At 64.9% G+C, this 25,486-nt stretch carries 25 protein-coding genes; 2 read left to right on the top strand and 23 right to left on the bottom strand.

Annotation, left to right across the window (positions count from 1 at the left end):
* Positions 1-70: 70 nt before the first annotated feature.
* The 11 genes from ACNEOT_RS13235 to ACNEOT_RS13185 form a co-directional block, all read right to left on the bottom strand.
* Complete coding sequence (locus ACNEOT_RS13235) at positions 71-853, bottom strand: siderophore-interacting protein (protein WP_415974481.1); 783 nt, start codon at positions 851-853, stop codon at positions 71-73.
* A 107-nt stretch (positions 854-960) separates the two neighbouring features.
* On the bottom strand, positions 961-2,082 hold the full coding sequence (dprA, locus tag ACNEOT_RS13230) for a DNA-processing protein DprA (RefSeq protein ID WP_415974480.1): 1,122 nt from the start codon (positions 2,080-2,082) through the stop codon (positions 961-963).
* Positions 2,079-3,584: a YifB family Mg chelatase-like AAA ATPase gene (locus tag ACNEOT_RS13225; RefSeq protein WP_415974479.1), complete on the bottom strand. Its 1,506-nt coding sequence runs from the start codon at positions 3,582-3,584 to the stop codon at positions 2,079-2,081. The genes dprA and ACNEOT_RS13225 overlap by 4 nt, the downstream gene beginning before the upstream one ends.
* Complete coding sequence (locus tag ACNEOT_RS13220; protein ID WP_415974478.1) at positions 3,584-3,940, bottom strand: YraN family protein; 357 nt, start codon at positions 3,938-3,940, stop codon at positions 3,584-3,586. Before ACNEOT_RS13220 ends, ACNEOT_RS13225 begins: the two co-directional genes overlap by 1 nt.
* Before the next feature lie 355 nt (positions 3,941-4,295).
* On the bottom strand, positions 4,296-4,838 hold the full coding sequence (locus ACNEOT_RS13215) for a histone-like nucleoid-structuring protein Lsr2 (RefSeq protein WP_415974477.1): 543 nt from the start codon (positions 4,836-4,838) through the stop codon (positions 4,296-4,298).
* A 215-nt stretch (positions 4,839-5,053) separates the two neighbouring features.
* Positions 5,054-5,359 (bottom strand): DUF2469 domain-containing protein, encoded by a 306-nt coding sequence (locus ACNEOT_RS13210; protein ID WP_008717288.1) that lies wholly within the window; start codon positions 5,357-5,359, stop codon positions 5,054-5,056.
* Positions 5,360-5,396: 37 nt separating this feature from the next.
* Entirely contained in the window at positions 5,397-6,191 is a 795-nt protein-coding gene (locus ACNEOT_RS13205; protein ID WP_415974476.1) for a ribonuclease HII, read from the bottom strand.
* Positions 6,188-6,961, bottom strand: a complete 774-nt coding sequence (gene lepB / locus ACNEOT_RS13200; RefSeq protein ID WP_415974475.1) for a signal peptidase I — start codon at positions 6,959-6,961, stop codon at positions 6,188-6,190. The genes ACNEOT_RS13205 and lepB overlap by 4 nt, the downstream gene beginning before the upstream one ends.
* Before the next feature lie 183 nt (positions 6,962-7,144).
* Complete coding sequence (gene rplS / locus ACNEOT_RS13195; RefSeq protein WP_032378188.1) at positions 7,145-7,486, bottom strand: 50S ribosomal protein L19; 342 nt, start codon at positions 7,484-7,486, stop codon at positions 7,145-7,147.
* Between the two features lie 132 nt (positions 7,487-7,618).
* Entirely contained in the window at positions 7,619-8,473 is an 855-nt protein-coding gene (locus tag ACNEOT_RS13190) for a hypothetical protein (RefSeq protein WP_415975141.1), read from the bottom strand.
* A gap of 115 nt (positions 8,474-8,588) precedes the next feature.
* A complete protein-coding gene (locus ACNEOT_RS13185) occupies positions 8,589-10,949 on the bottom strand; it encodes a Tex family protein (protein ID WP_415974474.1) in 2,361 nt (786 codons plus the stop codon).
* A 68-nt stretch (positions 10,950-11,017) separates the two neighbouring features.
* Between ACNEOT_RS13185 and ACNEOT_RS13180 the strand changes: the two genes are divergently transcribed.
* The gene (locus tag ACNEOT_RS13180; RefSeq protein ID WP_415974473.1) at positions 11,018-11,971 is read left to right on the top strand and encodes a serine hydrolase; all 954 of its coding nucleotides are present in this window, start codon (positions 11,018-11,020) and stop codon (positions 11,969-11,971) included.
* Positions 11,972-11,973: 2 nt separating this feature from the next.
* Here ACNEOT_RS13180 and trmD read toward each other — a convergent pair whose 3' ends face one another.
* From trmD to ftsY, 12 genes are all read right to left on the bottom strand, one after another.
* Positions 11,974-12,657, bottom strand: a complete 684-nt coding sequence (gene trmD / locus ACNEOT_RS13175) for a tRNA (guanosine(37)-N1)-methyltransferase TrmD (protein WP_415974472.1) — start codon at positions 12,655-12,657, stop codon at positions 11,974-11,976.
* 3 nt (positions 12,658-12,660) lie between these two features.
* Positions 12,661-13,206, bottom strand: a complete 546-nt coding sequence (gene rimM / locus ACNEOT_RS13170; protein ID WP_415974471.1) for a ribosome maturation factor RimM — start codon at positions 13,204-13,206, stop codon at positions 12,661-12,663.
* Between the two features lie 14 nt (positions 13,207-13,220).
* On the bottom strand, positions 13,221-13,463 hold the full coding sequence (locus ACNEOT_RS13165; RefSeq protein ID WP_027496687.1) for an RNA-binding protein: 243 nt from the start codon (positions 13,461-13,463) through the stop codon (positions 13,221-13,223).
* A complete protein-coding gene (rpsP, locus tag ACNEOT_RS13160) occupies positions 13,460-13,936 on the bottom strand; it encodes a 30S ribosomal protein S16 (protein WP_415974470.1) in 477 nt (158 codons plus the stop codon). Before rpsP ends, ACNEOT_RS13165 begins: the two co-directional genes overlap by 4 nt.
* Before the next feature lie 188 nt (positions 13,937-14,124).
* Positions 14,125-14,955, bottom strand: coding sequence for a lysostaphin resistance A-like protein (locus ACNEOT_RS13155; RefSeq protein WP_415974469.1), 831 nt, complete (start codon positions 14,953-14,955; stop codon positions 14,125-14,127).
* A complete protein-coding gene (locus tag ACNEOT_RS13150) occupies positions 14,952-16,058 on the bottom strand; it encodes an amidohydrolase family protein (protein ID WP_415975139.1) in 1,107 nt (368 codons plus the stop codon). Before ACNEOT_RS13150 ends, ACNEOT_RS13155 begins: the two co-directional genes overlap by 4 nt.
* Positions 16,059-16,077: 19 nt before the next feature.
* Positions 16,078-17,637, bottom strand: a complete 1,560-nt coding sequence (ffh, locus tag ACNEOT_RS13145; protein WP_415974468.1) for a signal recognition particle protein — start codon at positions 17,635-17,637, stop codon at positions 16,078-16,080.
* A 130-nt stretch (positions 17,638-17,767) separates the two neighbouring features.
* Entirely contained in the window at positions 17,768-18,700 is a 933-nt protein-coding gene (locus ACNEOT_RS13140; RefSeq protein ID WP_415974467.1) for a peptidoglycan DD-metalloendopeptidase family protein, read from the bottom strand.
* A 199-nt stretch (positions 18,701-18,899) separates the two neighbouring features.
* Complete coding sequence (locus ACNEOT_RS13135; protein WP_415974466.1) at positions 18,900-21,431, bottom strand: [protein-PII] uridylyltransferase; 2,532 nt, start codon at positions 21,429-21,431, stop codon at positions 18,900-18,902.
* The gene (locus tag ACNEOT_RS13130; RefSeq protein WP_019664269.1) at positions 21,421-21,759 is read right to left on the bottom strand and encodes a P-II family nitrogen regulator; all 339 of its coding nucleotides are present in this window, start codon (positions 21,757-21,759) and stop codon (positions 21,421-21,423) included. Before ACNEOT_RS13130 ends, ACNEOT_RS13135 begins: the two co-directional genes overlap by 11 nt.
* Before the next feature lie 72 nt (positions 21,760-21,831).
* The gene (locus ACNEOT_RS13125; RefSeq protein ID WP_415974465.1) at positions 21,832-23,136 is read right to left on the bottom strand and encodes an ammonium transporter; all 1,305 of its coding nucleotides are present in this window, start codon (positions 23,134-23,136) and stop codon (positions 21,832-21,834) included.
* Positions 23,137-23,323: 187 nt separating this feature from the next.
* On the bottom strand, positions 23,324-24,742 hold the full coding sequence (ftsY, locus tag ACNEOT_RS13120) for a signal recognition particle-docking protein FtsY (RefSeq protein ID WP_415974464.1): 1,419 nt from the start codon (positions 24,740-24,742) through the stop codon (positions 23,324-23,326).
* Between the two features lie 94 nt (positions 24,743-24,836).
* Here ftsY and ACNEOT_RS13115 point away from each other — a divergent pair, with 94 nt between their 5' ends.
* Positions 24,837-25,469, top strand: coding sequence for an MSMEG_1061 family FMN-dependent PPOX-type flavoprotein (locus ACNEOT_RS13115; protein WP_415974463.1), 633 nt, complete (start codon positions 24,837-24,839; stop codon positions 25,467-25,469).
* The last annotated feature ends 17 nt before the right edge of the window (positions 25,470-25,486 follow it).

The raw sequence follows: 25,486 nt of genomic DNA, 5'->3' as shown, positions 1-25,486 counted from the left end.
CGACTCAGCTTGGGCGTTCGTGCGATCCGCGACAAACGGACACGCCGACCGAGATGGGTCGGCTCGGCGATCAGGCGTCGACTCCGGACTCTGCTTGCGCGAGTTCTCGCTTCCACACTCGGAACGTCTCCTCGGTGCGCCCACGACGCCAGTAGCCCGAGATCGAGGCCCACTCGGCACCGACCCCGCGCTCTCTTCGGATGTACGGCCGGATGTTGTGCATCACCGCCTGAGCCTCGCCGTGCACGAAAACCTGCGCTTGTCCCGGCAGCCATTCCGTTTCCTTGACTGCTGCGATCAGTGGCGCGTTGTCTCCGGCCCGGTCGTCTCCGACTTCGTTCGAAGAAGCACCTCGGTGAACCCAGGTCACATCGACGACGGCGAGCGTCTCCATGTAAATCTCGTCGTGTCGGTCGGCAACCTCGATGAACACCTTGGCGATGGCGTCGTCCGGAAGCGCTTCGACGGCGGCAGCGATCGCCGGAATCGCCGATTCGTCGCCGGCGAACAGGTGCCAGTCCGCGTCGGGGCGCGGGGCGTATCCACCGGACGGGCCGAAGAACGACATCTCGTCCCCCGGCTTCGCTCGAACAGCCCACGGTCCGGCAACCCCTTCGTCGCCGTGCACCACGAAATCGATCGCGATCTCACGGGCAACGGTGTCGACGGATCGGACGGTGTACGTGCGCATGATCGGTTCGTCGTCGGTCCCGAAGAACAACTTGACGTAAGCGTCGGTCCGGTCGATCGCATCGAAGTCGTCGAAGTCGGCACCGCCCAGGTAGACCCGATGCATGTGCGGAGTGAGCGCTTCCGTGCGCAGAACGGACAGGGTGGTTTTCTTGCGTGGCACTTCGGGAACCCCTCTTCGAGCGAACGACGTCGATGCCCGATACCCGGCGCATCGACTAAGCATTACCTAACACCCTACCTTTCGGGGCTCGGTGCTTCGGTGCGCGCTCATCCACGCACCACGCGGAACCATCCGGTCTCGTCGCTGGCGACGAACCCGTCCATCTCCAGTACGGGCAAGGACGCGCGGACCTTGCCGAGTGGCACGCCCGAGTGCTCGGACAGCTCACGGCTGGACAACGATCCGCTTGCCGGCAGCGCGTCGTAGATCAGCAGGGCGGTTTCCGAGAGTGCATCCGTCTCGCGGAAGAGGCCGGGCCGAGACTCCTCCGGAGACCCGAGAGCGCCCGCCTCGGCGACGACATCGTGAGAGCTCGACACCAGTACTGCTTCACCGTCCCTGATCATGCGGTGACATCCCTTGGATGTGGGCGAGGTGACGGGCCCAGGTACCGCCAACACCGGACGGCCCAGTTTCGCCGCCCACGCCGCGGTGTTGCGAGCACCGCTACGCCACCCTGCCTCGACGACCACCACGGCAGAACCGAGTGCCGCGACAAGTCTGTTGCGAGCGAGGAAGCGATGCTTGGCCGGGGTCGTCCCCGGTGCGTATTCACTGAGAACCAGCCCGCGAGCGGCGATTTGCCGAAGCAGTCGAGAATGGCCCGCCGGGTACGCGCGATCGACGCCACAGGCGAGCACTGCCATCGTCGTTCCTTCGACACCGAGAGCTGCTCGATGCGCCGCGGCATCGATACCGAACGCAGCTCCCGAGATGATGGTCCAGCCATCGAGCGCGAGATCGGCAGAGATCTCCGCCGTCACATGGTCTCCGTAGGGGCTCGATGCCCGCGTCCCGACGATGGACACCGACCGCTCGGTAGCCGCGGTCACCGTCCGAGTCCCCAACGCCCACAACGCTATCGGTGGGCATGTGTCCACCCCTGCAGCGAGACCCGATCCATCGAATCCGAGGAAGCGCCATGCAGGCCACTCGTCGTCGTCGGGCGTGATCAGCCGGCCACCGAGCGCAGCGATGTGATCGAGATCCGCTGCCGCGGTGTCGATGTGGGCGCGAACCTGGAGCCGCTCACCCAGTTCGCCCGCCCGCACTGCCGCGGCGGTCGATTCCGGACCGTGAGCGGCAGCGTGGTCGACCACCGGTCGATACGGGCCCTGTGCCACTCGAGACAGATAAGCCCATGCGAGTCTGCGTGTTTCGTGGGTCATGCCACTCCCCTGTCGCGGAAGTCCAAGGCCGCCCCGACCTCGTCGGCACCGGGCACCGTCCCGCCTGCAAGGTCGTTCAACGTCCACGCCACCCGAATCGCTCGGTCTGCTCCCCGCGCAGTCAGTGCGCCGTTTCGCAACGCTCGCTCGACCGGAGCAAGCGTCGAGCGCGCCAGCCGAAATCGTTGACGAAGAGCAGGTCCTGGAACCTCCGCATTCGTTCTCCAGCCGAATTCCCGCCACCGCTCCGCAGCGGCGTCCCTGGCTCCGGTCACGCGTGCGCGGATATCGCGCGTCCCTTCCCCCACCTCGTCGACCAGCGCACCCGACGCGACGCCCATCATTTGAATGCGTAGATCGACGCGATCCAGCAACGGCCCGGACAGCTTTCCGAGATATTTGCGTCGGGCAGTCGGCGCGCAGACGCAGTCGGCCGCCCGCGCAGGAGCACACGGACACGGATTGGCCGCCAGGACCAGCTGGAATCTGGCCGGATACCTGGCCACACCGTCTCGTCGGGCGATGCGAATCTCACCGTCTTCCAGAGGAGTACGCAAGGCCTCGAGCACGCGAACACTCATTTCCGCACATTCGTCCAGAAACAGCACCCCGCGATGCGCGCGACTGACTGCTCCGGGCTTGGCCATTCCCGTTCCGCCGCCGACCAATGCGCTCACCGACGTGGAATGGTGCGGTGCGATGAACGGCGGTGATGTGATGAGGGGGCGCTCGGTGGTCAACAATCCGGCCACCGAATGGATGGCCGTCACCTCGAGTGCCTCGGACTCGGTCAACGGCGGAAGAATGCCCGGAAGGCGCTGCGCGAGCATCGTCTTGCCGATTCCCGGTGGACCGGTCAACATGATGTGATGCGCGCCTGCGGCGGCGACTTCCAGTGCCCATCGCGCATCCGCTTGTCCGGCGACGTCACTGAGATCGGGGTAGCTCTCCTCGTGCCATTCGGTCGGTATCGGTGATTCGAGCGCCTGCTCACCGCAAAGCCACGCCACCACGTCCCCGAGAGAGCCGGCACCCAGAACCTCGATCCCGTCCACAAGGCCCGCTTCGGGCAGGCATTGCACCGGAACCACGACCCGCCGCCAGCCTGCGCCCTTGACAGCAAGCACCCCGGGCAGGACTCCGCGAATTGCGCGCAGCCTGCCGTCCAGTGCCAACTCACCCAGAAATACCGTGTCGGAAAGACTTCCGCGCGGAATGGCCTTCGCCGCATCGAGAACCGACAACGCCAGAGCGAGGTCGTACACGGATCCACCCTTGGGCAGTGTCGCGGGCGACAGCGCGAGGATCACCCGACTGTCCGGCCACGTACCGCCCGAGTTCTTCACTGCAGCTTTGACTCGATCTCGTGATTCGTTCAGAGCGGTGTCGGGCAAGCCGACCAGATAGGTACCGGGTAAGCCCTGCCCGATGTCGGCCTCGATCTCCACCAGCACACCGTCGACACCGTTGACGGCCACGGAATGCGCTCGTCCGAGGGGCATCAGAATGCCGCCCGAACGTGTGTGATGAGCGGGTTGTCGTCGCGACCGACCACGATCGCGATCACGTCGAATCTGATCTGCACCCACGGCCCCTGCTGCAGAGCAAGCCAGTACATCGCAAGCCCTCTGATTCGAGTCTGCTTCGTGTACGTCACCGCTTCGGCGGGCGTTCCATAGCCGATTCCCGATCGAGTCTTCACTTCGACGAACACCACGGTGTCGCCGTCGCGCGCAATGATGTCGAGTTCACCGGTTCGATGACGCCAATTGCGCTCGATCACCTCCAGCCCGAGGTCCTCGAGATGGCGCACCGCGAGCCCCTCCCCGCGCGCACCGAGTTCTTGGTTGGTAGCCATGTCCGCATTCCTCCACACTCTCCGGCCGCACATTGCGGCCGATTCGGTCATCTCGACGGTGGCACGACCGAATGGAGGAGAAAGGAGGAAACTGCAGGTGGGTAATTGCCCTGTGGACAACCGGTTACCTGTGGACCGACGGCTCGAATGTCGGCGGCGAGTTGTCGGTTTTGTCGGACCATTGTGCTAGGGCGCAGCGAGTCTCACCGAGGCGTACAACACGTGGCTCGAACATGCGAAAAGCCCCGTCCGGATTCAGGATTCGGACGGAGCTGATGCACTGCGCAGGTCCTCGAACCGAGAGACCGATACGAGGGTGTGAGGCCGCGGCGAAAGCCGCGGCGTCAGGACACGATCAGTGGGCAGCCTCGTAGGCTGCTTGCACGTCCTGACTGATGCGACCGCGGGCACTGACTTCGTGGCCGTTCTCGCGTGCCCACGCCCGAATGTCCTGCAGATCGACCTTGCCGCGAACCGGTGCTGCGGCGGTGCCACTCTTGCGGGCACGTCGTCCGGAAACCTTCTCTGCGTGCTCGATCCAGAATGCCAGCTGTTCGTGCAATTCGTTGGCGTGTTTCAGATTCAAATCGATGCGGTACTGGTTTCCACCGATGCCGAATTCGATGGATTCACCTTGACCGTCTTTGATAACCGAACCGTCGACATCGTCGATCATCTGGACAAGTGTCTTGCGTGCCATCTCGTACCTCTTACACGTCTGGGGGATGTGATATTCAAGTTCTACCACCCATTCTCGTGTGGATGCAAAGAACTGCTGCCGTTCTACAGGTATCCAAACGACGAATATCGGTGCAGAATTTTGGGTACTTTTCCACAAACAAACGCCGATACTCGAATTAGTTTGGTGCGCAACCATTTTCGCTTGTAGCGGCTTCACGCGTGATTCCATTCTGCATAACGTTCCGTGACGCCGGGGCGATAAACAGAACACCCGGACCGATTCGGTCGGGTGTCCGGTTTCCCTCGGGGCAGCGCCAGTGGAATCGAGCGATGGCATCGAGCGGGCCATCGCTTCGGTACGAGATGCAGGATGCGTCGCTCACGTCCAGGACGACGGTGGCGACTCGAGGTCGGCGCGACCCACCGGTACAGCTATTCCGGTAGCCGAAGATCCGGTTTGTCCAACTCTTCGATGTTGACGTCCTTGAAGGTGATGACGCGGACATGCTTGACGAAACGGGCGGGGCGATACATGTCCCACACCCACGAGTCGGACATTCGCAGTTCGAAGTAGATTTCACCGTCGGCGTTGTGCGGAATGAGTTCGACGGAGTTCGCCAGGTAGAACCGACGTTCGGTTTCGACGACGTAGTTGAACTGACCCACGATGTCCCGGTACTCGCGATAGAGCGAGAGTTCCATCTCGGTTTCGTACTTTTCGAGATCTTCGGCACTCATCGGCTTTTTTCATCCTCCAGTCGGGCGTGAATATCAATCATCGCGCACCGGCGTCATGACAGTCCATTCGCCCCAGGGCCTCGACACCGGGAGTGGAGCCTGCGGAACGACCCACAGACAAGCCTCGAGAGAGACCAGCGGCGGCAGCCGCGACGTTCGCGTACGACAGTCGATGTTCCCGGCTGGGACCGAGAGCAGTCATGGCGGCCGAATGAGCGCGCGTGCTGTACCCCTTGTGTACGGCGAATCCGTACCCCGGAATCTCCTTGTCCAACTGCACCATCGACCGATCCCGTGAGACCTTCGCCAGCACACTCGCCGCAGCGATGCACGCCGCCGTGGCGTCACCGCCGATCACCGGCAACGACGGAACCGGGAGACCGGGTACCCGGAAGCCGTCGGTGAGCACATATCCGGGGGTCACGCCGAGCCCGGCGACCGCACGTCGCATTCCTTCGATGTTCGCCACATGCACCCCGATGCGGTCGACCTCGGCCGCGTCGATGAACACAACGCTCCATGCCAGCGCCAACTTCTGGATCTTGGGGAACAGTTCCTCGCGTCGACGCTCGGTCAACTTCTTCGAATCGTCGAGGTCCGCCAGAGCTGCGTGTGCCCGTGCGCCGAGAACGCACGCCGCCACCGTCAACGGACCCGCGCACGCTCCTCTCCCCGCTTCGTCGACTCCCGCTACCGGTCCGAGACCACCTCGCTCCAACGCCGACTCCATCGTCCGCAAACCGGCAGCCTTCCGGATGATCGGACGCGGGGGCCACGAGGACCGAGTCAGCGTTGCGCGCGCCCGTGGCGTGCGTCGGGGGCTCGCAGTCATCGACCCTGGATGTCCGGAGAATCCAGAAGGCCTGTTCGTGACGGCGGCAGTGCGATGAAGACGGCTTTGCCGATCACATTGTCGAGCGGAACGGTACCGGTGAACTCGTCGGTGATGTGATAGCGGGAATCACGCGAATTGCTGCGATTGTCTCCCATCACCCAGATGTTGCCCTCGGGCACCGTGACGGGATCGAAGCACCGCCCCGACTTCAGCTCGGTCTCACAGGTCATCGTGTCCGGGACGAACGGAAAATCCATTTGAATGTAGGGCTCGTCCAAGGGCTTTCCGTCGACGAGAACCCGACCCTGGTCGTCGCAGCACTCGACGGTCTGACCACCGGTGGCGACAACGCGCTTGACCAGATCGTTCTCGTCGGGAGCGACGACTCCGATCAACGAGCCGACCTCCTGTGCCCCTCGTATCACTGCATTGTCGGAACGCTGCGACACGAATTCGTCGTTCCACGAGTCCGGGCCACGGAAAACCACGATGTCCCCGGGCTTCGGCTCGCCGAATCGGTATCCGATCTTTTCCACCACTATGCGGTCACCGGTACAGCCGGCGCAGCCGTGCAAGGTGGGTTCCATCGACTCGGAGGGAATCAGGTACACCCGAGCGACGAACGTCTGGAGCAGAAAACTCAGCACCAGTGCAACCAGAATGAGAATGGGAAGCTCGCGCCAGAACGATCGAGGCTTGCGTTCCCGACGCTTGTTCCGTGAAGACTCGTCGGGTTCGTCGGTTGGATCCTGTGGGGACTGAGTCACGTGATCAGGTTAGCCGGAACTCTCGCCTGCGCGGCCGGACGGTCTGCGCACGGGCGTTTTCCTGCCGTCGATCCCCTTCTCGCCTCTCCGAACGGGCCACGAGCGGGGCGAAACGCACCATGCCGCGCCGCCCTGACGGGCGACGCGGCATGGAGAGTCAGATGTGTGGCCGGGCGAAACCGGTCAGCGCTTTTCCTTGATCTTGGCGGCCTTGCCACGCAGATCGCGGAGGTAGTAGAGCTTGGCGCGACGGACGTCACCGCGGGTGAGGACCTCGAACTGCGCGATGTTGGGGCTGTGCACCGGGAAGGTGCGCTCGACGCCTACGCCGAACGAGACCTTGCGAACCGTGAACGTCTCGCGAACGCCACCGCCCTGACGTCGGATGACGACGCCCTTGAAGATCTGGATGCGCTCTTTCGAGCCCTCGATGACCTTGACGTGCACGTTCAGCGTGTCGCCGGGGCGGAAATCGGGGATGTCGCCACGGAGCGACTGATTGTCGAGAAAGTCCAAAGTGTTCATCGGTAGTGCCATCCTTGCGTTCTGCGCATGAGCAGAGGAACCGAGCGGCTCGCTGATGCAGCGGCTCGACTGGTTCGTACTCCGAGTGAGGTTCGTGCCTGCTAGAGGCAACCCGACCATTGTGCCAGACCATCAGGCATTCGACGAAATCGACTCGGCGCGTGCTGCGGGAGCAGCACCCGCCACCGGCGCGGGCCGGACGGTGCGTGCCAACTCGTCCTCGGTGGCCTCGCGCGCGTGGATGATGCTCGGCTTGCCCGCAATTGCGTCCTGCAGGTAGATCTTGGCCCGAATGAGCGGGCGTCGCCAGCGCTTCTCTCGCCGCAGGGCTCGCTCCATCTTCTTCGGCCTGCGGGTGTAGCGCCACCTCGCCCACGGTGCGCTCGGTCTGCTCAACCGCACTGCAGCCAGCATCAGGATCGGCAGCACGAAGAGTCCCACGAGACCGGTCCAGATCTTGCCCTTGAGCAGAACGATGACGCACAGCGCCAAATTGATCAGCGCCGACGCAGCCAAGGCCCCGCGTACCCACGGATCGGGATCGGCACGGAAGTCCGCCGGGCTCAGCAACTCCAGCGGGTGGAAGCCGAGTAGCAGCAGGCCGGTGAACGCCACGGCCGCGAAGACGGCGTCGACCGACGTGCGACCCTGCTCGGACCAGTAGACATCGCGCAGATAGAAGATCAACGCGAACTCGTCGAGGACGAGCGCAGCTCCGATACCGAAGATCGCCGCCAGCACCGCGCCGACCGCCTGGGAACCGTCGACGTACACCGCGATCAGCCCGATCCCCGCCAGCAGCATCAGGACGATTCCGAATACGACGTGGTGGATGTGCTGACCGCCGGGAGTGATGTTTCCCGGCCACCACTTCACCTCCGCGCGAATCATCCTCACGCTGAAACGGATCAGCAGGAAACCCACCAGCAGTCCCAGCAGGAAGCACAGCAACGGCAGGCGACCATGATCGACGACCCCGTGTTGCAACCACCTCACGTGCGCCTCACGTCCTTCCTGCCGTCGGCCGACAGGCCGGTGAACCGCACTTCACACTATTCGCGTCCGGCACCGCCCAGGACGGCAACGACGAAGGAACCGCCCACTACTTTCCGAATCCGGCCTTGCGTAGCGCCTCGGCCATCGAACCGGCCGCAGGTGTCGCCGCGCCGCCACCGCCTGCCGTTCGGCGATCGCGTTGCGGACGCGCGCCTTGGCCACGACCGCCCTGGTTGCCGCCATCCCGTCCCTGGCTCGGACCGCGCGGTCGACCACCCTGCGCTCCGCGCGGGGCGTCCTTTCCGCCGCCGGGCGCGCCGGGTTCGTCGTCGAGCCGCAGGCTCAGACCGATGCGTTGACGGGGGATGTCGACTTCCATCACCTTGACGCGCACGACGTCGCCGGACTTGACGACCTCACGGGGGTCCTTGACGAAGTTGTGCGACATCGCCGAGACGTGAACGAGCCCGTCCTGGTGCACACCGACGTCGACGAAGGCACCGAACGCCGCCACGTTGGTCACCACACCCTCGAGTGTCATGCCGGGCTTCAGGTCGGCGACCTTCTCGATTCCGGCGGCGAAGGTCGCTGTCTTGAATTCGGGACGAGGATCGCGGCCCGGCTTCTCGAGTTCGGAGATGATGTCGGTGACGGTGGGCAAGCCGAATCGCTCGTCGGCGAATTCGGCGGGATCGAGACCGCGCAGCAGCGCCGTGTTGCCCATGACCTCCCGCACTCCGACGCCGGCCTTGCCGACGATGCGCCGCACGACGGGATATGCCTCCGGGTGCACACTCGACCGGTCGAGTGGATCTTCTCCCCCGGAGATGCGAAGGAATCCGGCGCACTGCTCGAAAGCCTTGGGCCCCAGGCGTGGTACGTCCTTGAGTGTGCTGCGGCTGGAGAACGGCCCGTTCTGGTCGCGGTGCGCCACGATGCTCTCGGCAAGGGACCCGGCGATTCCCGAGACCCGCGATAGCAGCGGCACCGACGCGGTGTTGACGTCGACGCCGACAGCGTTCACCGCGTCCTCCACGACAGCACCCAGGGATCGGGCGAGCAGGGTTTCGGAGATGTCGTGCTGGTACTGCCCGACGCCGATGGACTTGGGGTCGATCTTGACCAACTCTGCCAGTGGATCCTGCAATCTGCGGGCAATCGAGACGGCACCGCGGATCGAGACGTCGAGTTCGGGCAACTCGCTCGAGGCGTAGGCGGAGGCGGAGTACACCGATGCGCCGGCCTCGGACACCACCACCTTGGTCAGGTTGGCGGCCGGGAACTTCGCGATCAATTCTGCTGCCAGAGAATCGGTTTCACGTGACGCGGTGCCGTTTCCGATAGCGATGAGCTCCACTTCGTGCTTGGCCGCGAGGCCTGCGAGAGTGGCCACTGCCTGATCCCACTTACCCTGCGGTTTGTGCGGGTAGATGGTGTCGTAGTCGACGACCTTGCCGGTGGCGTCGACTATCGCGACCTTGGTGCCGGTACGAAAGCCCGGGTCGAGGCCCATCGTGGTGCGGTTGCCTGCCGGCGCGGCGAGCAGTAGGTCCTTGAGGTTGCTGGCGAACACGTCGACGGCATCCTTCTCGGCCGACTGACGCAGCCGCATGCGGGTATCGAGCGAGACAGTGACCAGCATCTTGGTGCGCCACGCCCATCGGACGGTATCGAGCAGCCATTTGTCGGCGGGCCTGCCCCGATTCGCGATCCCGAACTTGGTGGCGATCCGACCCTCGTAGACGCTCGGTACCCCGGGTGTCGGTTCGTCACGCTCGGGCTCGAAACCCAGCGAGAGCACTTCCTCCTTCTCACCCCGGAGGGTGGCGAGGATGCGGTGCGAGGGCAGGCTCGTGAACGGTTCGGAGAACTCGAAATAGTCGGAGAACTTGGCACCTTCCTCCTCCTTGCCCTTGCGGACGGTCGCGACGAGCTTGCCGGAGGTCCACATCAGTTCGCGGAGTTCACCCACGAGGTCGGCGTCCTCGGCGAAACGCTCGACGAGAATCGCCCGCGCACCATCGAGCTGCTCTTGATCGAACCGACTCGGATCCTTTGTCGGATCGGAGAACAGTGCGTCGGCGACGGGCTCGTGCCCGGCCTCGCGCGCGATCTGCGCCTTGGTTCGACGCTTGGGCTTGAACGGAAGATAGATGTCCTCGACGCGGGCTTTGGTGTCGGCCGTCATCAACGCCTGCTCCAGTGCGTCGTCGAGCTTGCCCTGCGCGCGAATCGATTCGATGACGGCGTCTCGGCGCTCGTCGAGTTCGCGTAGGTACCGCAGCCGCTCGTCGAGCTGACGCAGTTGCGCGTCGTCGAGGGTGCCGGTGACCTCCTTGCGGTAGCGCGCGATGAACGGGACGGTCGACCCGCCGTCGAGCAGTTCTACCGCCGCGCGGACTTGTTCTTCGCGAACGTCGAGTTCTTCGGCTATGCGCTTGTTCACAGATTTCAGAGCAGTGGTCACGGCGATGGACCCTACCGCTACTGTGGGACAGGTCGGTCGGCGGTTCAACGTGTGGGAGAGATACTCGGATGGTCAGGGGGTCTCGATTCCTGGCTGCGACCTGCGCCTCCCTACTGCTGGCCGGGTGTTCGATTCCGCCGGACGATCAGGTCGGTGACTCCGCCTCGAAGGCGACAGCAGAGACCTCGGCATCGCCGTTTCCCGATATGGAGAAGGTCGACGGCGTGGCCCTCGAAGCTCGTATTCCGATGGCGATCGCGTCGGCGCAGGCACGAGGTGCAGACGTCGACTTCGCGCTGCTGGATCGTCGGACCGGCTCGTACTACAGCAGCAATGCCGATGCACAGGTCGAAACCGCGTCGGTGTCCAAACTCTTCATCGCCGACGAGGTGATGTTTCGAGCACAGTCGGAAAACCGTCCCGTCCCGGCCGCCGAACTCACGATCATGACCGACATGCTGGAGCGCTCCGACGACAACGCCGCGTACACCCTCTGGTATCGCTACGGTTCCTCCGAGATCGTTCGAGCGGTTGCAGCCCGCTACGGCCTGAGAAACACCACCGAACCGGGCGACGACCAGTGGTACAACACCGGGACAACGCCCAGCGATCTGGTCGGCTACTACGCGGGATTGCTGAACGGTAGCGGTGGTCTGACCACCGCGTCGACCGACGTCATCATCGGGATGCTGCGGCGTTCGGCACCGGTTGCCGCAGACGGCTACAGACAACACTTCGGAATCGTCGACGGGCTGCCGGGCGAGACCGTGCACGCTGTGAAACAGGGATGGATGTGCTGCGTGTCCGACCGGTGGGTGCATCTGTCGACGGGCACGATCGGTGTCGACAACCGCTACGTTCTGGCGTTGTCGTCACGAGAAGACATCTTCTACTCCGACGACATGGAGAAGTATCCGGATACTGCGGTGATGGATGTCAGCGACGACGCCAGCGCTCTGCATGCGAGGGACACTCTCACCGGCTTCGTCTCGATGCTCTTTCCCAACGGGACGATCAGCTGAATTCAGTGCTCGCGCAACAAGTCCGGACGACGCTCGGCGGTCCGTTCCAGTGACCGATCTCGACGCCACGCCGCTATTTTCGCGTGGTCGCCGGAGAGAAGTATCTCGGGAACGTCGAGATCCCGCCACCGGGCAGGGCGTGTGTAACTCGGTCCTTCCAGCAGACCGTCGGAGAACGAATCCTCCTGGTGCGACTGCTGATTGCCGAGCACTCCGGGCATCAGCCGAACCACGGCCTCCGCCATCACCAGCACTGCTGCTTCGCCGCCGATGAGCACGTAATCGCCGATACTGACCTCCTCGACGCGGACCCGGCGTGCGGCATCGTCGAACACACGTTGATCGATGCCTTCGTATCGGCCGCACGCGAACACCAGATGCTGCTCGGTGGACCACCGCTCGGCTGTGCGCTGGGTGAACGGAACCCCGGCGGGGGTCGGTACGACGAGTAACGCATCCTCGGTCAGCACGTCGTCGAGGGCGGCACCCCAGACTGTCGGCTTCATGACCATTCCCGGTCCGCCGCCGTACGGGGAATCGTCGACGGCTTTGTGCACATCGTGTGTCCACGACCGCAGATCGTGAACGTCGACGGAGACGAGTCCGCGGTCGATTGCCTTGCCCAACAGGGCAGTTCGCAGTGGCGCGAGGTATTCCGGGAAGATGGTGACGACGTCGAGGCGCACGCTCTACTCCGGATCCAGCAGACCCTCGGGGGGATCGATCTCGATCGTCTTGTCGGCCAACGACACCGAGGTCACGATGGCGGCAACGAACGGGACGAGAATTTCTGCGCGTGTGCCGTCGCCGAACATGTTCGAGTCGGGCCGGATGGAGAGCAACTCCCCCGCTGCCGAGTGCAGGACTTCGCGGACCGTTCCCACGACGGCACCGTCGGTCAGGATCACCGTGAGACCTTCGAGTTCGTGGTCGTAGTACTCGTCGGGGTCGTCGGACGGCGGAAGATCGGTGGATTCGACGACGAACAGAATGCCGCGGAGTTGATCGGCGGCAGTCTTGTCTTCGATTCCGTTCAGACGCAGCAGAAGCCGCCCGGAATGTTCTCGGACGGCGTCCACTGTGTACGGGGCCGGTGCTGCGTTCGATCGGGGTTTGCGGCCGCGAAGAACGGTTCCTTCGGCGAAACGGTTGTCGGGATCGTCGGTGCGAACCTCGACGACCACTTCGCCTTTGATGCCGTGTGACTTCGCAACACGGCCGATGACCAGCTCCATTATCGGTACGTGACCTACTGGTCCGTGTCGACCACGTCGACACGGATGCCGCGACCACCGATACCCGAGACGAGTGTGCGCAGCGCCGTGGCGGTGCGACCGCCGCGTCCGATGACCTTCCCCAAGTCATCGGGGTGCACGTGGACTTCCACTGTGCGACCCCGACGGCCGGTGATCATCTCGACGCGAACGTCATCGGGATTGGCGACGATGCCACGAACGAGATGTTCGACGGCATCGGCGACAACGGCACTCACTTCTCAGCAGCCTCGGCGGCCGGCGCGTCTGCCGTCTCGGTTGCTGCAGCGTCGGTGGTCTCGGCGACGGCGTCGTCAGACTTCGGAGCCTTCTTCTTCTTGGCGGTGGTGGCCTCGCCCTGGGGCTCGGAGTCGGCCTGCGCCAGTGCGGCGTTGAACAGGTCGAGCTTGGACGGCTTGGGCTCGGCGAGGCGGAGCGTTCCCTCTGCGCCGGGGAGGCCCTTGAACTTCTGCCAGTCGCCGGTGATCTTGAGCAGTGCCTCGACAGGCTCGGTCGGCTGTGCGCCGACGCCCAGCCAGTACTGCGCCCGCTCGGAGTTGATCTCGATGATGCTGGGGTCCTGCTTGGGCTCGTACGTGCCGATGGTCTCGATCGCACGGCCGTTACGACGGGTGCGGGCATCGGCGATGACAACGCGGTAGTGCGGGGTGCGGATCTTGCCGATACGCATGAGCTTGATCTTGACAGCCATGTTCTGGTGGAGCCTCTCGAAAGTTGGTCACGGCGCAATTCAGCGGTTCACACGGAATGCGAACCCGGTTTTGCGTTGAAGGTTGTTGTGACCGCCGCTCGGTACGTAACCGGATGACGGGCGAACAGCTGTTCATTGTGCCAGACGGGCAACCCGATCCGTGAATCGACCCTGCAGAACCACTTCGGTCACGCAAGCAGGATTGCCAGGGCAGGGAGGGTGTTGTTGACGGAATGGGCAGTGGTCGACGCGACGATCGAGCCGGTGCGCATTCGAGCGATGCCGATCGCGAATCCTCCCCACAGCAGAACCACGAAGCGCCACCACTCGCGATGCCAGATCGCGAACAGCACGGCGGTGATCACCAGAACGACCCACCGATTGCCGAGCCACGCCATCGGCATCGGGCGCGAGCGCTTTTCGAGTGCGCCCCACAGCATGCCCCGGAACATCGTTTCCTCGCAGATCGGTGCCCCGATCCACAGCCACACCACCAGAACGACTTTCCACGTCGTGGCCATGGTCGTGGCGTCACCCAGCGGCACCTGCCCGTCCATGTCGACGCTGGACAACACGATCAGCGCCAGCAACAGACCGCCGACCAGCGCAGCACCGCCCCAGGCCAGCCCCGATCGGACATGGCCGACGAACTCGGCGGTGGATCTGGGTAGGCCGAAGTCGACGACGGGGCCGTTGCCCCGAGACATCGAGATCGCGACCGCCAGTCCCGCGGCGAGGAGGCTGGGAATCATGATTCCCACCACGAACGGAACCGAGGCCTCGGACGTCACGACGAGCCCGAGGAGCAGGAATCCCACCAGGTTGACTCCGAGCACCAGCGCTGCAGCCGGGAGTCCCCACCGCTGGCCATGTCTGCGTTCGAGCGCCGCCTGCTCGGCCCGCCAGTAGGTTTCGGACAGTCCGGATCCCTGTTGCTGAACGTGGTTCATCGGTGCCATTCCGGCCCAACTGGGGCGGTTCGGATCGAATTGTCCACCGCCGCTGCGGGGTTCGGTCATTGCCTACCCCTGCTTCCGCTCGTCGTCCGGCCGCGTCGGTCGGTCACTCGTCCGCGCAGGATCACCAGATCGGGGTTGGACAGCACCTCCGGTCCCCCGCGCGGGTCTTCGGTGTACACGACGAGATCTGCGGGCGCGCCGTGCTCGAGCCCCTGCCGGCCGAGCCACGAGCGGGCGTCCCAGCACGCGGCGCCGAGCGCGTCGGTCGGCGAGAGTCCGACGGCGGCGAGTGCGGCAACTTCGTCGGCAATGCGTCCGTGCGCGATCGACCCGCCTGCGTCGGTGCCCGCGTAGATCGGGATACCGGCATCGTGCGCTCGCCCGACGGTGTCGGCGACGCGTTCGTGCAGCGCCCGCATGTGCCGGGCGTACACGGGATACCGCGTGGCGGAATCGGCGATGCCGGGGAATGTCTCGATGTTGATCAGAGTCGGCACCAGGGCGGTGCCGTGTTCGACCATCATCTCGATGGTCTCGTCGGTCAGCCCGGTGCCGTGTTCGATGCAGTCGATTCCCGCCGCGATCAGTCCCGGCAGGGCGTCCTCGCCGAAGACGTGGGCAGTCACTCGTGCCCCTTCGGCGTGGGCAGCGGCGATGGCGTCGACGAGAATCGAGTCGGTCCACAGCGGTCGAAGATCGCCCACCGAACGGTCGATCCAGTCGCCGACGAGTTTGACCCATCCGTCACCGAAGCGGGCCTGCTGCGCCACCGCCTCGGGCAGTTGCGATTCGTCCTCGATGTCGACCGCCAGGCCCGGGATGTACCGCTTGGGCGAGGCGATGTGGCGACCCGCTCTGATGATTCGAGGAAGGTCGTCGCGCACGTCCAGCGCGCGGGTGTCGACCGGGGACCCGGCGTCTCGCAGTAGTAGTGCGCCGACGCCTCGTTCGGTCTCGGCCTGCGCGATGGACCCCGCCAGGTCGGTGTGTCCCCCGCCGTATTCGATGCCGACGTGGCAATGCGCGTCGACGAGGCCGGGCAGTATCCACCCGCCGTCGTGGACGAGGTCGGCTCCGGCGATGGGCTCCGTGGACAGAACCCCGTTGTCGATCCAGAGCTCGATCTCGGCCCCGTCCGGAAGTCCGCGGCCCCGCACCCGCATCACCGACACGTGCGTGCGCTTACTTCTTCGGCAGTTTCAGCTGCGAGAGGTCGATGCCCTCGAGCCCTGGCGGCAACTGGTCGAGACCCTTGGGCATGGACGACAGGTCCGGCATCCCGGCAGGCATTCCACCCGGCATACCGGGGAATCCACCCCGGATCTTCGGCTGAGTCGGGCCGCGTGCGCCCTTCTTGCCTTTCTTGCCCTTCTTGTTGTTCCGCACCTGCTTGCGTGCGCCCGGCATGCCCATCCGACCGGCCATCGCCGACATCATCTTTCGAGCCTCGAAGAACCGGTCGACCAGCTGATTGACGTCGGAGACCTTGACGCCCGAGCCGTTCGCGATTCGGAGCCGCCGAGAGGCATTGATGATCTTCGGGTCGGTGCGCTCCTGCGGCGTCATGCCGCGGATGATCGCCTGGACGCGGTCGAGTTGCTTCTCGTCGACGTTCGCGAGCTCTTTCATCTGCCCGGCACCGGGCAGCATTCCCAGTAGGTTCCCGATGGGTCCCATCTTGCGGACGGCCATCATCTGTTCGAGGAAGTCGTCGAGTGTGAGCTGCCCTGAGCCGATCTTGTTGGCCGTCGCCTCGGCCTGCTCGGCGTCGAAGTGCTGCTCGGCCTGCTCGATGAGGCTGAGCACATCGCCCATGCCGAGGATGCGGCTGGCCATGCGATCGGGGTGGAAGACGTCGAAGTCCTCGAGCTTCTCGCCGGTCGAGGCGAACATGATGGGCTGACCGGTCACCTCGCGCACGCTCAGCGCGGCACCGCCTCGAGCATCACCGTCGAGTTTGGTGAGCACGACACCGGTGAAGCCGACGCCGTCACGGAAAGCCTCGGCGGTGCTGACGGCGTCCTGACCGACCATGGCGTCGAGGACGAAGAGCGTTTCGTCCGGCTCGACCGCGTCACGAATTCCCGCGGCCTGACTCATCAGTTCGGTATCGATGCCGAGGCGGCCTGCGGTGTCCACGATGACCACGTCGTACTGCTTGCTGCGAGCCTCGGCGATACCTGCCCGCGCCACCTCGACGGGATCCGCTGCCGAGACGCCGAGTGCGTTGTCGCCACCGCCGATGGACGTGCCCGGATGCGGCGCGAAGACGGCCGCTCCGGCGCGCTCGCCCACGATCTGAAGCTGGCTGACAGCACCGGGACGCTGCAGGTCGCATGCGACGAGCAGTGGGGTGTGGCCCTGGCCCTTGAGCCATTTCGCGAGCTTGCCCGCGAGGGTCGTCTTGCCCGAGCCCTGCAGGCCGGCGAGCATGATGACGGTGGGCGGGTTCTTGGCGAAGACGAGTCTGCGGGTTTCGCCGCCGAGGATGCCGACCAGTTCCTCGTTGACGATCTTCACTACCTGCTGGGCGGGGTTGAGCGCACCCGATACCTCGGCACCCTTGGCCCGAACCTTGATGCGGTTGATGAACTCGCGTACGACGGGCAGCGCCACGTCCGCTTCGAGCAGGGCCAGACGAATCTCACGGGCCGTGGCGTCGATATCCGCGCCGGACAGTCGACCTTTGCCACGCAGGTCCTTGAGAGTCCCGGTCAACCTGTCGGAAAGGGATTCGAACACCGATTGCACTCCTGAGCTAGCCGATCACCGAAAACGAGCCGAATCCGGCACGGTCACCAGACTAGCGTCAGCATGCCGTGCCGTCGCTGGGGCGTTCGACAGTCGTGTCGAACACGGCGCTGGTGACCGGTCAGGCCTTACTCGCGGAGTCGTTCCACGTCACTGCCACGCCCCGCGTGGCGAGCCACTGTGCCGGATCGACCTTGACGCCCGAGGGATCGTGTACCTCGAAGTGCAGGTGTGGACCCGTCGACTGCCCACGGTTGCCGACGGTGGCGATTTCCTCTCCGGCCGACACCCGCTGGCCGGGCTGCACCGAGAAATCGTTGACGTGCCCGTAGACGGTCTCGGTGCCGTCGTCGTGCCGCACCTTCACCCAGAGGCCGAAACCGGCTGCGGGGCCGGCATCGGACACCGTGCCATCGGCCGCCGAGTAGATGGGCGTACCGATCGGCGCCGCGATATCGAGGCCGCTGTGCTGAGTGCCCCAACGCGAGCCGAAATTGGACGTGAGCACTCCTGCCACGGGTTGAACTGTGGCCTTCTTCAGCGAGCGCAGGCTCTCGAGCGGTGACGCGTCACCGATACCCACCTGACCGAGGCCGACGTCGCCGAGCCACTGCTGCGCGGCCGCACCGGGATCGGCCACGAACGCGGCGAGCGGATCCGGGGTCGGTGCCGGCTCGGACTCCGCCGCAGGCAGAGCCTCGGCAGGCGCAGCTGCGGGCGGTGCGGGCGGTGCCGGTGCGGCAGGCGGGGGCGCGAACTGCGGGGGTACGAACTGCGGGAGCTCGAACTGGGGCATCTCGAATCCCGCGGGCAACAGACCTTCCGGGACGGCGAACGGCAGACCGGCTGTGGGCGGCTCCGGGATCGGTGCGGCACCGGCGGTACCGGCTCCCATCGAGGTCGCGCCTACGACGATCGCGCCGGTTGCCGCGACGATGGTTGCCGCCCTGCGACCGATGTCCGGGGTGGTATCCACGGCGCGGTGCTTGCCGCGCGTCGGGCCCGTTGCAATATCGGTCGGGGTGTAGATGGTCGACCGTCGGTGGGATCCCACAGTTTTCGTGCCTCTCGCATAACAGTGTGGAGCCTGCAGGAACGACATCGTTCGAGCAGTGAGGGTGCAGGCGACTGGGGGTGTCGCTTCCGCGTCGGTGACGAATATAACAAATCGGCATCGGCGGTGTACCCGTCCGCCGAAAGTTGGTGAACAGTCACCAGAGCGGGTCGGTCTGCGTTCGCATTCCGACCCGCGATCAGGTGCCTTCCGGCTTTTCCGGGGGCTTGGGCGGTTCCGGAGCCGGTACGACCGCGAGTATTGCGCGTTCGAGATCCTCGCGGACCGCTCTGCTGTCGGCTCCGGCCAGGTCGATGCAGAACGAGTCGACCACCGAGCTGCCCAACGTGGAGACGCGTGCCCAACGGATGTCCGATCCCTGCTGTTCGATCGCACTGGCCAACCTGCAGAGCAGGCCCAGCCGGTCCTCTGCTCGCAGTTCGAGTACCACTTGACCCGGTTCGTTGTCGTCGAACCACAGCACGCGAGGTGGAGCTTGAGCGTAGAGAACCGGGACGGCCGATTCCTCTCCTTCGTCCTCGACGGCCTCGGCTCGGGCGTCGCGCTCCTTGGCGTCGAGCACCGCGACGAGGTCGAGTTCGCCGGCCTGAGCGCGGATGATCTCCTGCCGCAGCAAACCGGCCTGCGGTGGGGATCCGAAAAGCGGGGCGACATCGAACGAGTTGATCGCCGACCCCTCGTGACTTCCGAGGGAAGCCGAGAGCACGCGCAACGAATGCAGGGCCAGGACTCCCGCGGCGTCGGAGAGCAGTCCGGGTGTGTCCGGCGCGACGACGGTGACGACGTAGGTGTGCAGCCCGTCGGTCGGTGCGATGTCGACGTGGACGCCTCCCCGCGCCGCCAGTTCGATGTGGGCCGGGTGCAGTGGATCCGGGGAGGGCAGGCTCTCCCCCGCCATCACCACTCGACAGCGACGCACGAGCTCGCGGATGAGCGAGGCCTTCCAATCGCCCCACACTCCGGGCCCGGTGGCGAGCGAATCCGCTTCGGCCAGAGCATGAAGCAGCTCGAGGAGAATGGTGTCGGCACCGAGTGCATCGACGACGGTCTGCACGGTTGCCGGGTCGTCGAGGTCGCGTCTGGTGGCGGTCTCCGGCAGCAGCAGGTGGTACCGCACCATTGCGGTCAGCAGCGCCACGTCGGAGGGCCAGAGCCCGAGTCTGTTGCCGATCTGGACTGCCAGATCTGCGCCGACGACGCTGTGATCGCCGCCGCGTCCCTTACCGATGTCGTGGATCAGTGCGCCGAGCACCAACAGGTCCGGACGCGCAACTCGGGTGGTCAATGCGCTTGCGTAGGAAGCAGTTTCGACCAGATGCCGATCGACCGTCCACGTGTGCACGGCATCTCGGGGCGGTAGGTCACGAACAGCGCCCCATTCCGGGATGAGCCTGCCCCACAGTCCGGTTCGATCCAGTGCCTCGATTGCCGCGATCGCTTTGCGCCCCGATCCGAGCAGCACGAGCAGATCGTTGAGAGCTTCCTTCGGCCACGGTTCCCTGAGTTCGGGCGCGCTGTCGGACAGGCGGTTGAGGGTCGACGCAGACATGGGCATTCCGGTCTGAGCCGACGCCGCGGCAACCCGCATGATCAGGCCGGGATCCTTGTTCGGTCGAGCGTCACGGGCGAGAACCACCTCACCGGCGTGCTCGACGACGCCTTCGTCCAGCGGGCGACGGACGGGAACTCGACGCAGTCGCGAAAGACCGCGCCGGGGAAGCGAATTCCCGGCGGTGCGCAACCCGACATCGACCGAGTAGCTGATGGTGCGTGCCGAATCACTCAGCACGCGTGCAAGATCGAAGCGATCACCGATTCGAAGTGCCGCACCGATCTCGTCGGCGTCCTGCGCGCGCAGTTGATCTCGCGCTCGCCCGGCGACGCGATGCAGTTCGGTGCGCACGTCCAGCAGTCGCCCGTGCGCGAACGCCAAACCGCCGCCGGGCGATTCGGGCCCGAGCCCGGGCATACCGTCGGTCAACTGGGCGATGGAGAGGGCGTCGAGCAGTTGCACGTCGCGCAAACCGCCGCGTCCGCTCTTGAGATCGGGTTCGGCGCGGTGCGCGATCTCGCCGCTGCGCGACCACCGCCCGCGGGTCTGCTCGATGAGTTCGTCGAAGCGTCCGCGAATGCCGTTGCGCCACTGGCGACGTACACCGCCGATCAGAAGATTGCTCAATTCCACGTCGCCGGCGATATGACGCGCCTCGAGCATCCCGAGGGATGCCGTCATATCGGCTGCAGCGACCTGAAGAGCCTGCGGCACCGTTCGCACGCTGTGATCCAGCTTGATGTGGGCGTCCCACAACGGGTACCAGAGCTTGTCTGCGACATCGGCGACGATGCGTGGCTCTAGATCGTCGTGCAGCAGTATCAGGTCCAGGTCCGAGTACGGCAGCAGCTCACGGCGCGCGAGGCCGCCGACGGCGACGATCGCGAAACCGGAGTCCGGTTTGATGCCGACCTCGGCACCTTTGGTGGTCAACCAGAACTCGTGGAGATCGACCAGAGCCTGTCTGAGCGAGGGTGCATCGAGGCGACGGTTGCGCGTTCCGCCGTCCAGTAGTTGTTTTCTGGCCCGAGCGAGATCTGCTGCTGCATCGCTCGTGCCCTTCGATGCGGAGCCCGTGGAGACCGAAGGCCCCGACCCTGACGCTTTCGCGCCAGAACCGGGGCCCACGGCCCGAGACCCTTTGGGGTCAGAGTGCATCGGCGCCACGTTCTCCGGTGCGGACCCGGATGACCGAGTCGACCGGGGAAACCCAGACCTTGCCGTCACCGATCTTGCCGGTGCGCGCAGCCTCGACGATGACCTCGACGACCTTCTCGACAGCGGCATCGTCGACGACTACCTCGACGCGTACCTTCGGGACGAAATCGACCGAGTACTCCGCGCCTCGGTACACCTCGGTGTGGCCCTTCTGGCGGCCGTAGCCCTGAACCTCACTGACTGTCATTCCGAGTACGCCGGCCTGCTCCAGCCCCGTCTTGACGTCCTCCAGGGTGAACGGTTTGACGATTGCCGTGATCAGCTTCATTTTTGCTTCCCTTCACAAGACCTCGAGTGCCCGTTGTCGTACGGTGCAGCGTTCATCTCTATCTCTACCTTGTCAGGCGAAATCATATGCAGTCTCGGCGTGCTCGGCTTCGTCGATGCCGTTCGCCTCTTCCTCGGCCGATACCCGCCAGCCCAGTGGCTTGAGCGCGAACGCGATGACCGCGGTGACGATGGCGGTGAAGACGAGTGCGAACAGCGCGATGACGATCTGCACGACGAGCTGCTTGTAGTCTCCGCCGTAGAACAGGCCGGTGGTGGAGCCGAGGAAGCCGATTCCGATCGTTCCCCAGAGCCCTGCGACCAGGTGGACACCCACGACGTCGAGCGAATCGTCGTAGCCGAACTTGAACTTCAGGCCGACGGCGAGTGCGGACAGCACACCGGCGATGACGCCGAGGATCATTGCACCGACCGGAGTGAGGGCACCGGCGGCCGGGGTGATGGCGACGAGACCCGCGACGATGCCCGAGGCAGCGCCGAGGCTGGTGGCGTGTCCGTCACGAATGCGCTCGGTGATGAGCCAGCCCGCGATGGCGGCCGCGGTTGCCGCGGTGGTGTTGACCCAGGCGAGTCCGGCGATGCCGTCGGCCGCGAAAGCGGAGCCCGCGTTGAACCCGAACCAGCCGAACCACAGCAGTGCTGCGCCGAGCATGACGAACGGAAGGTTGTGCGGGCGGTAGGCGACCTTGCCGAAGCCTGCACGCTTGCCGATGATGATTGCGAGAATCAGGCCTGCGATACCGGCATTGATGTGCACGACGGTTCCGCCGGCGAAGTCGATCGGAGCAACGTTCGCGACGGTGTCACCGTCGTCGTTGACCATCGTTCCGAAAATCTTTGCCGCCAAGCCCTTCTCGGAGCCCGAGAGCAGTCCGCCGCCCCAAACCATGTGTGCCAGCGGGAAGTACGCGAGGGTGACCCAGATTCCGGCGAAGGCGAGCCAGGTGCCGTACTTGACTCGGCCTGCGATCGAGCCGCTGATCAGCGCAACCGTGATGATCGCGAAGGTGACCTGGAATGCCACGTCGATGACGTTGGCGTAGCCCCATGCGCCGGCGATGTAGTTGCCGTCCGCGTCGGTGATCGAATCCTTCAGCCCGAAGAACTCGAACGGGTTGGCGAAGACGCCGCCGATGTCCTGGGTGCCGTAGGACATCGACCAGCCCCACAGGACGTAGACGATCGAGACGACGGCCATGGCTCCGAACGACATCATCATCATGTTCAACACGGACTTCGACTGCGACATACCGCCGTAGAAGAACGCCAAGCCCGGCGTCATCAGCAGTACCAGTGATGCTGCGATCAGCATCCACGCGGCGTTGCCGGAGTTGGCCAACATATCCTCGGGACTCACGTACACCCTCCATTCTCCTGCACACCGGTTGGCGCGCCGTTACGCAAGAAGAGTGGTTTCATCAGGTTTCATCCGTGACACTCGCGTGTTTCGGACATGTGAACGCATGACCGAATTCTGTTGCAAAAAGGTTTCGTGCTGGCGTTTGTGCTTTTCACCCGGTTCCCGGGCTGTCCGATGACGGAGTTCAGCCGAGCAGAGCGTCCACGAATGCGCCCGGCTCGAAAGGTGCCAAATCGTCGGCACCTTCGCCCAGACCGACGAGCTTGACGGGTACTCCGAGTTCGCGTTGCACCTGAAAAACGATGCCACCCTTCGCGGTTCCGTCGAGCTTGGTCAGCACGACTCCCGTGATGTTCACGATTTCGGCGAAGACACGGGCCTGTGTCAGTCCGTTCTGGCCCACGGTTGCGTCGAGAACGAGCAGAACGTCGTCGACGTGAGCCCGTTTCTCGATGACTCGCTTGACCTTGCTCAGTTCGTCCATCAGGCCCGATTTCGTGTGCAACCGCCCCGCGGTGTCGATCAGAACCACGTCGACGCCGTTCTCGATTCCCTTGCTCACCGCATCGAAGGCGACGGCGGCCGGATCTGCGGCCTCCTTGCCGCGCACCACCTCGGCACCGACCCGCTCGGCCCAGGTCTGCAGCTGGTCCGCGGCAGCGGCGCGGAACGTGTCGGCGGCACCGAGCAACACCCGTCGGCCGTCCGCGACCAGCACACGAGCGAGCTTGCCGGTGGTCGTGGTCTTGCCGGTGCCGTTGACGCCGACCACCAGCAGCACGGCGGGTGCGCCGTCGTGCGGAAGGGCACGAATCGAGCGATCGAACTCGGGGTGCAACTGCGCTACCAGGATCTCGCGGAGCAGAGCCCTTGCATCGGCTTCGGTGCGAATACTGCGGGCAGCCATCTGCTCCCGCAGGCTCCGCATGATCTCCGCGGTGGTGGCCGAACCGATGTCGGCAATCAGCAGAGTGTCCTCGACCTCTTCCCAGGAGTCCTCGTCCAGATCTCCGCCGCCGAGCAACCCGAGCAGACTCTTGCCCACTGCCGACTGTGACCGGGCCAAGCGGCCACGCAAACGGTCGAGCCTGCCCTCGGTCGGATCGATGGTGTCCAGTCGAGGAGCAGGAGCCTCGGTGTCCGGGACGGGTTCCGGTGCGGCCTTGGGTTCGGGCACCACAGGCTCGACAACCGGCACCTCGGGTTCGGGCACCACAGGCTCGACAACCGGCACCTCGGGTTCGACCGTCTCTGGCTCGACCGGCGGCGGTTCGACAGGAGTGGTCTCGGCGGGCTCTGGCCTCGAGGGCTCCGCCTTGGGAGACTCCGGCTTGGGAGACTCAGGCTTGGGAGACTCAGGCTTCTGGGTCGGCCGGACGACGGGCTCGGCCGTCGCCGTTCCCTGGCTGAAGGAGAAACCGCTTCCAGCGGTGTAGCCACCGGATCTGTCCTTGGTGGCAGCGTCCTCGATTTTCGCTGCCTCGTCCGACTTCAGCGACACTCTTCGGCGACGGGAGAGCACCAGCCCGACGACGAGGACGACGAGCAGGACAGCAGCGATCGCCGCGACGATGATCCACGCTTGGTTACTCACGTAGGACATCCTCTCAGGCGAACACGGCGGTTCGTCACCGGTGGTGCACTGACCGCGAAATACGCTGTCGCGTTCGGCGACCGGGTGGATAGCATCTGAAGTCATGAAGTGGACCACGGTGACCGACGTCGACCGCTTGACCGAGATGTTCGGCGAGCCGAGCTTCCGCGCCGCCAACAAGGATCGACGCTCGTTGCATCCGCTCGATGTCCGATGGCTCGCCTCCTCCCCGTTCTGCCTCATGGGGACGTCCGACGCGAGTGGACGATGCGACGTCTCCCCCAAAGGTGACCCGCCCGGCAGCCTGGTTCATGTTCTCGACGACACCACGATCGCTCTGGCCGAACGGCCGGGAAACCGTCGGATGGACGGCTACCGCAACATCCTCGAGAATCCGTTCGTGGGACTCAACTTCTTCGTACCCGGCCGCGGCGACACTCTCCGCATCAACGGTCGCGCCTCGCTGGTCACCGATGCGCCGTTCTTCGACGAGCTACAGGTCAAGGGGCACCGCCCGATCATGTGCGTGGTGGTGAACATCGAACAGGTGTTTCATCACTGCGCCAAGGCGTTCATGCGCTCGAAGCTGTGGCAGCCGGAGACCTGGGATGCCGAGGCCGTTCCGGACGTTGCGACACTGACGAAGGCCATGATTCCGCAGGCACCCGAGACCGTCGATGAACTACGCGACTACTACGGGCCGTCCTACGCCGAGCAGCTCTATCCGAAGCAGTAGGCCCGTAGCTTCGAGAT

The organism is Rhodococcus sp. 077-4, assembly GCF_047782425.1.
GTDB lineage: Bacteria > Actinomycetota > Actinomycetes > Mycobacteriales > Mycobacteriaceae > Rhodococcoides.
The sequence above is the reverse complement of the archived record's forward strand: the minus strand, read 5'-3'. Positions and strand labels throughout refer to the sequence as shown.

Excerpts from the sequence above, each read along its gene's own strand:
- dprA (WP_415974480.1), bottom strand. The coding sequence starts at position 2,082 with ATGACCCACGAAACACGCAGACTCGCATGGGCTTATCTGTCTCGAGTG.
- ACNEOT_RS13225 (WP_415974479.1), bottom strand. The coding sequence starts at position 3,584 with ATGCCCCTCGGACGAGCGCATTCCGTGGCCGTCAACGGTGTCGACGGT.
- ACNEOT_RS13220 (WP_415974478.1), bottom strand. The coding sequence starts at position 3,940 with ATGGCTACCAACCAAGAACTCGGTGCGCGCGGGGAGGGGCTCGCGGTG.
- ACNEOT_RS13210 (WP_008717288.1), bottom strand. The coding sequence starts at position 5,359 with ATGAGTGCCGAAGATCTCGAAAAGTACGAAACCGAGATGGAACTCTCG.
- ACNEOT_RS13205 (WP_415974476.1), bottom strand. The coding sequence starts at position 6,191 with ATGACTGCGAGCCCCCGACGCACGCCACGGGCGCGCGCAACGCTGACT.
- rplS (WP_032378188.1), bottom strand. The coding sequence starts at position 7,486 with ATGAACACTTTGGACTTTCTCGACAATCAGTCGCTCCGTGGCGACATC.
- ACNEOT_RS13180 (WP_415974473.1), top strand. The coding sequence starts at position 11,018 with ATGGTCAGGGGGTCTCGATTCCTGGCTGCGACCTGCGCCTCCCTACTG.
- rimM (WP_415974471.1), bottom strand. The coding sequence starts at position 13,206 with ATGGAGCTGGTCATCGGCCGTGTTGCGAAGTCACACGGCATCAAAGGC.
- rpsP (WP_415974470.1), bottom strand. The coding sequence starts at position 13,936 with ATGGCTGTCAAGATCAAGCTCATGCGTATCGGCAAGATCCGCACCCCG.
- ACNEOT_RS13155 (WP_415974469.1), bottom strand. The coding sequence starts at position 14,955 with ATGACCGAACCCCGCAGCGGCGGTGGACAATTCGATCCGAACCGCCCC.
- ACNEOT_RS13150 (WP_415975139.1), bottom strand. The coding sequence starts at position 16,058 with ATGCGGGTGCGGGGCCGCGGACTTCCGGACGGGGCCGAGATCGAGCTC.
- ACNEOT_RS13135 (WP_415974466.1), bottom strand. The coding sequence starts at position 21,431 with ATGCACTCTGACCCCAAAGGGTCTCGGGCCGTGGGCCCCGGTTCTGGC.
- ACNEOT_RS13130 (WP_019664269.1), bottom strand. The coding sequence starts at position 21,759 with ATGAAGCTGATCACGGCAATCGTCAAACCGTTCACCCTGGAGGACGTC.
- ftsY (WP_415974464.1), bottom strand. The coding sequence starts at position 24,742 with ATGTCCTACGTGAGTAACCAAGCGTGGATCATCGTCGCGGCGATCGCT.
- ACNEOT_RS13115 (WP_415974463.1), top strand. The coding sequence starts at position 24,837 with ATGAAGTGGACCACGGTGACCGACGTCGACCGCTTGACCGAGATGTTC.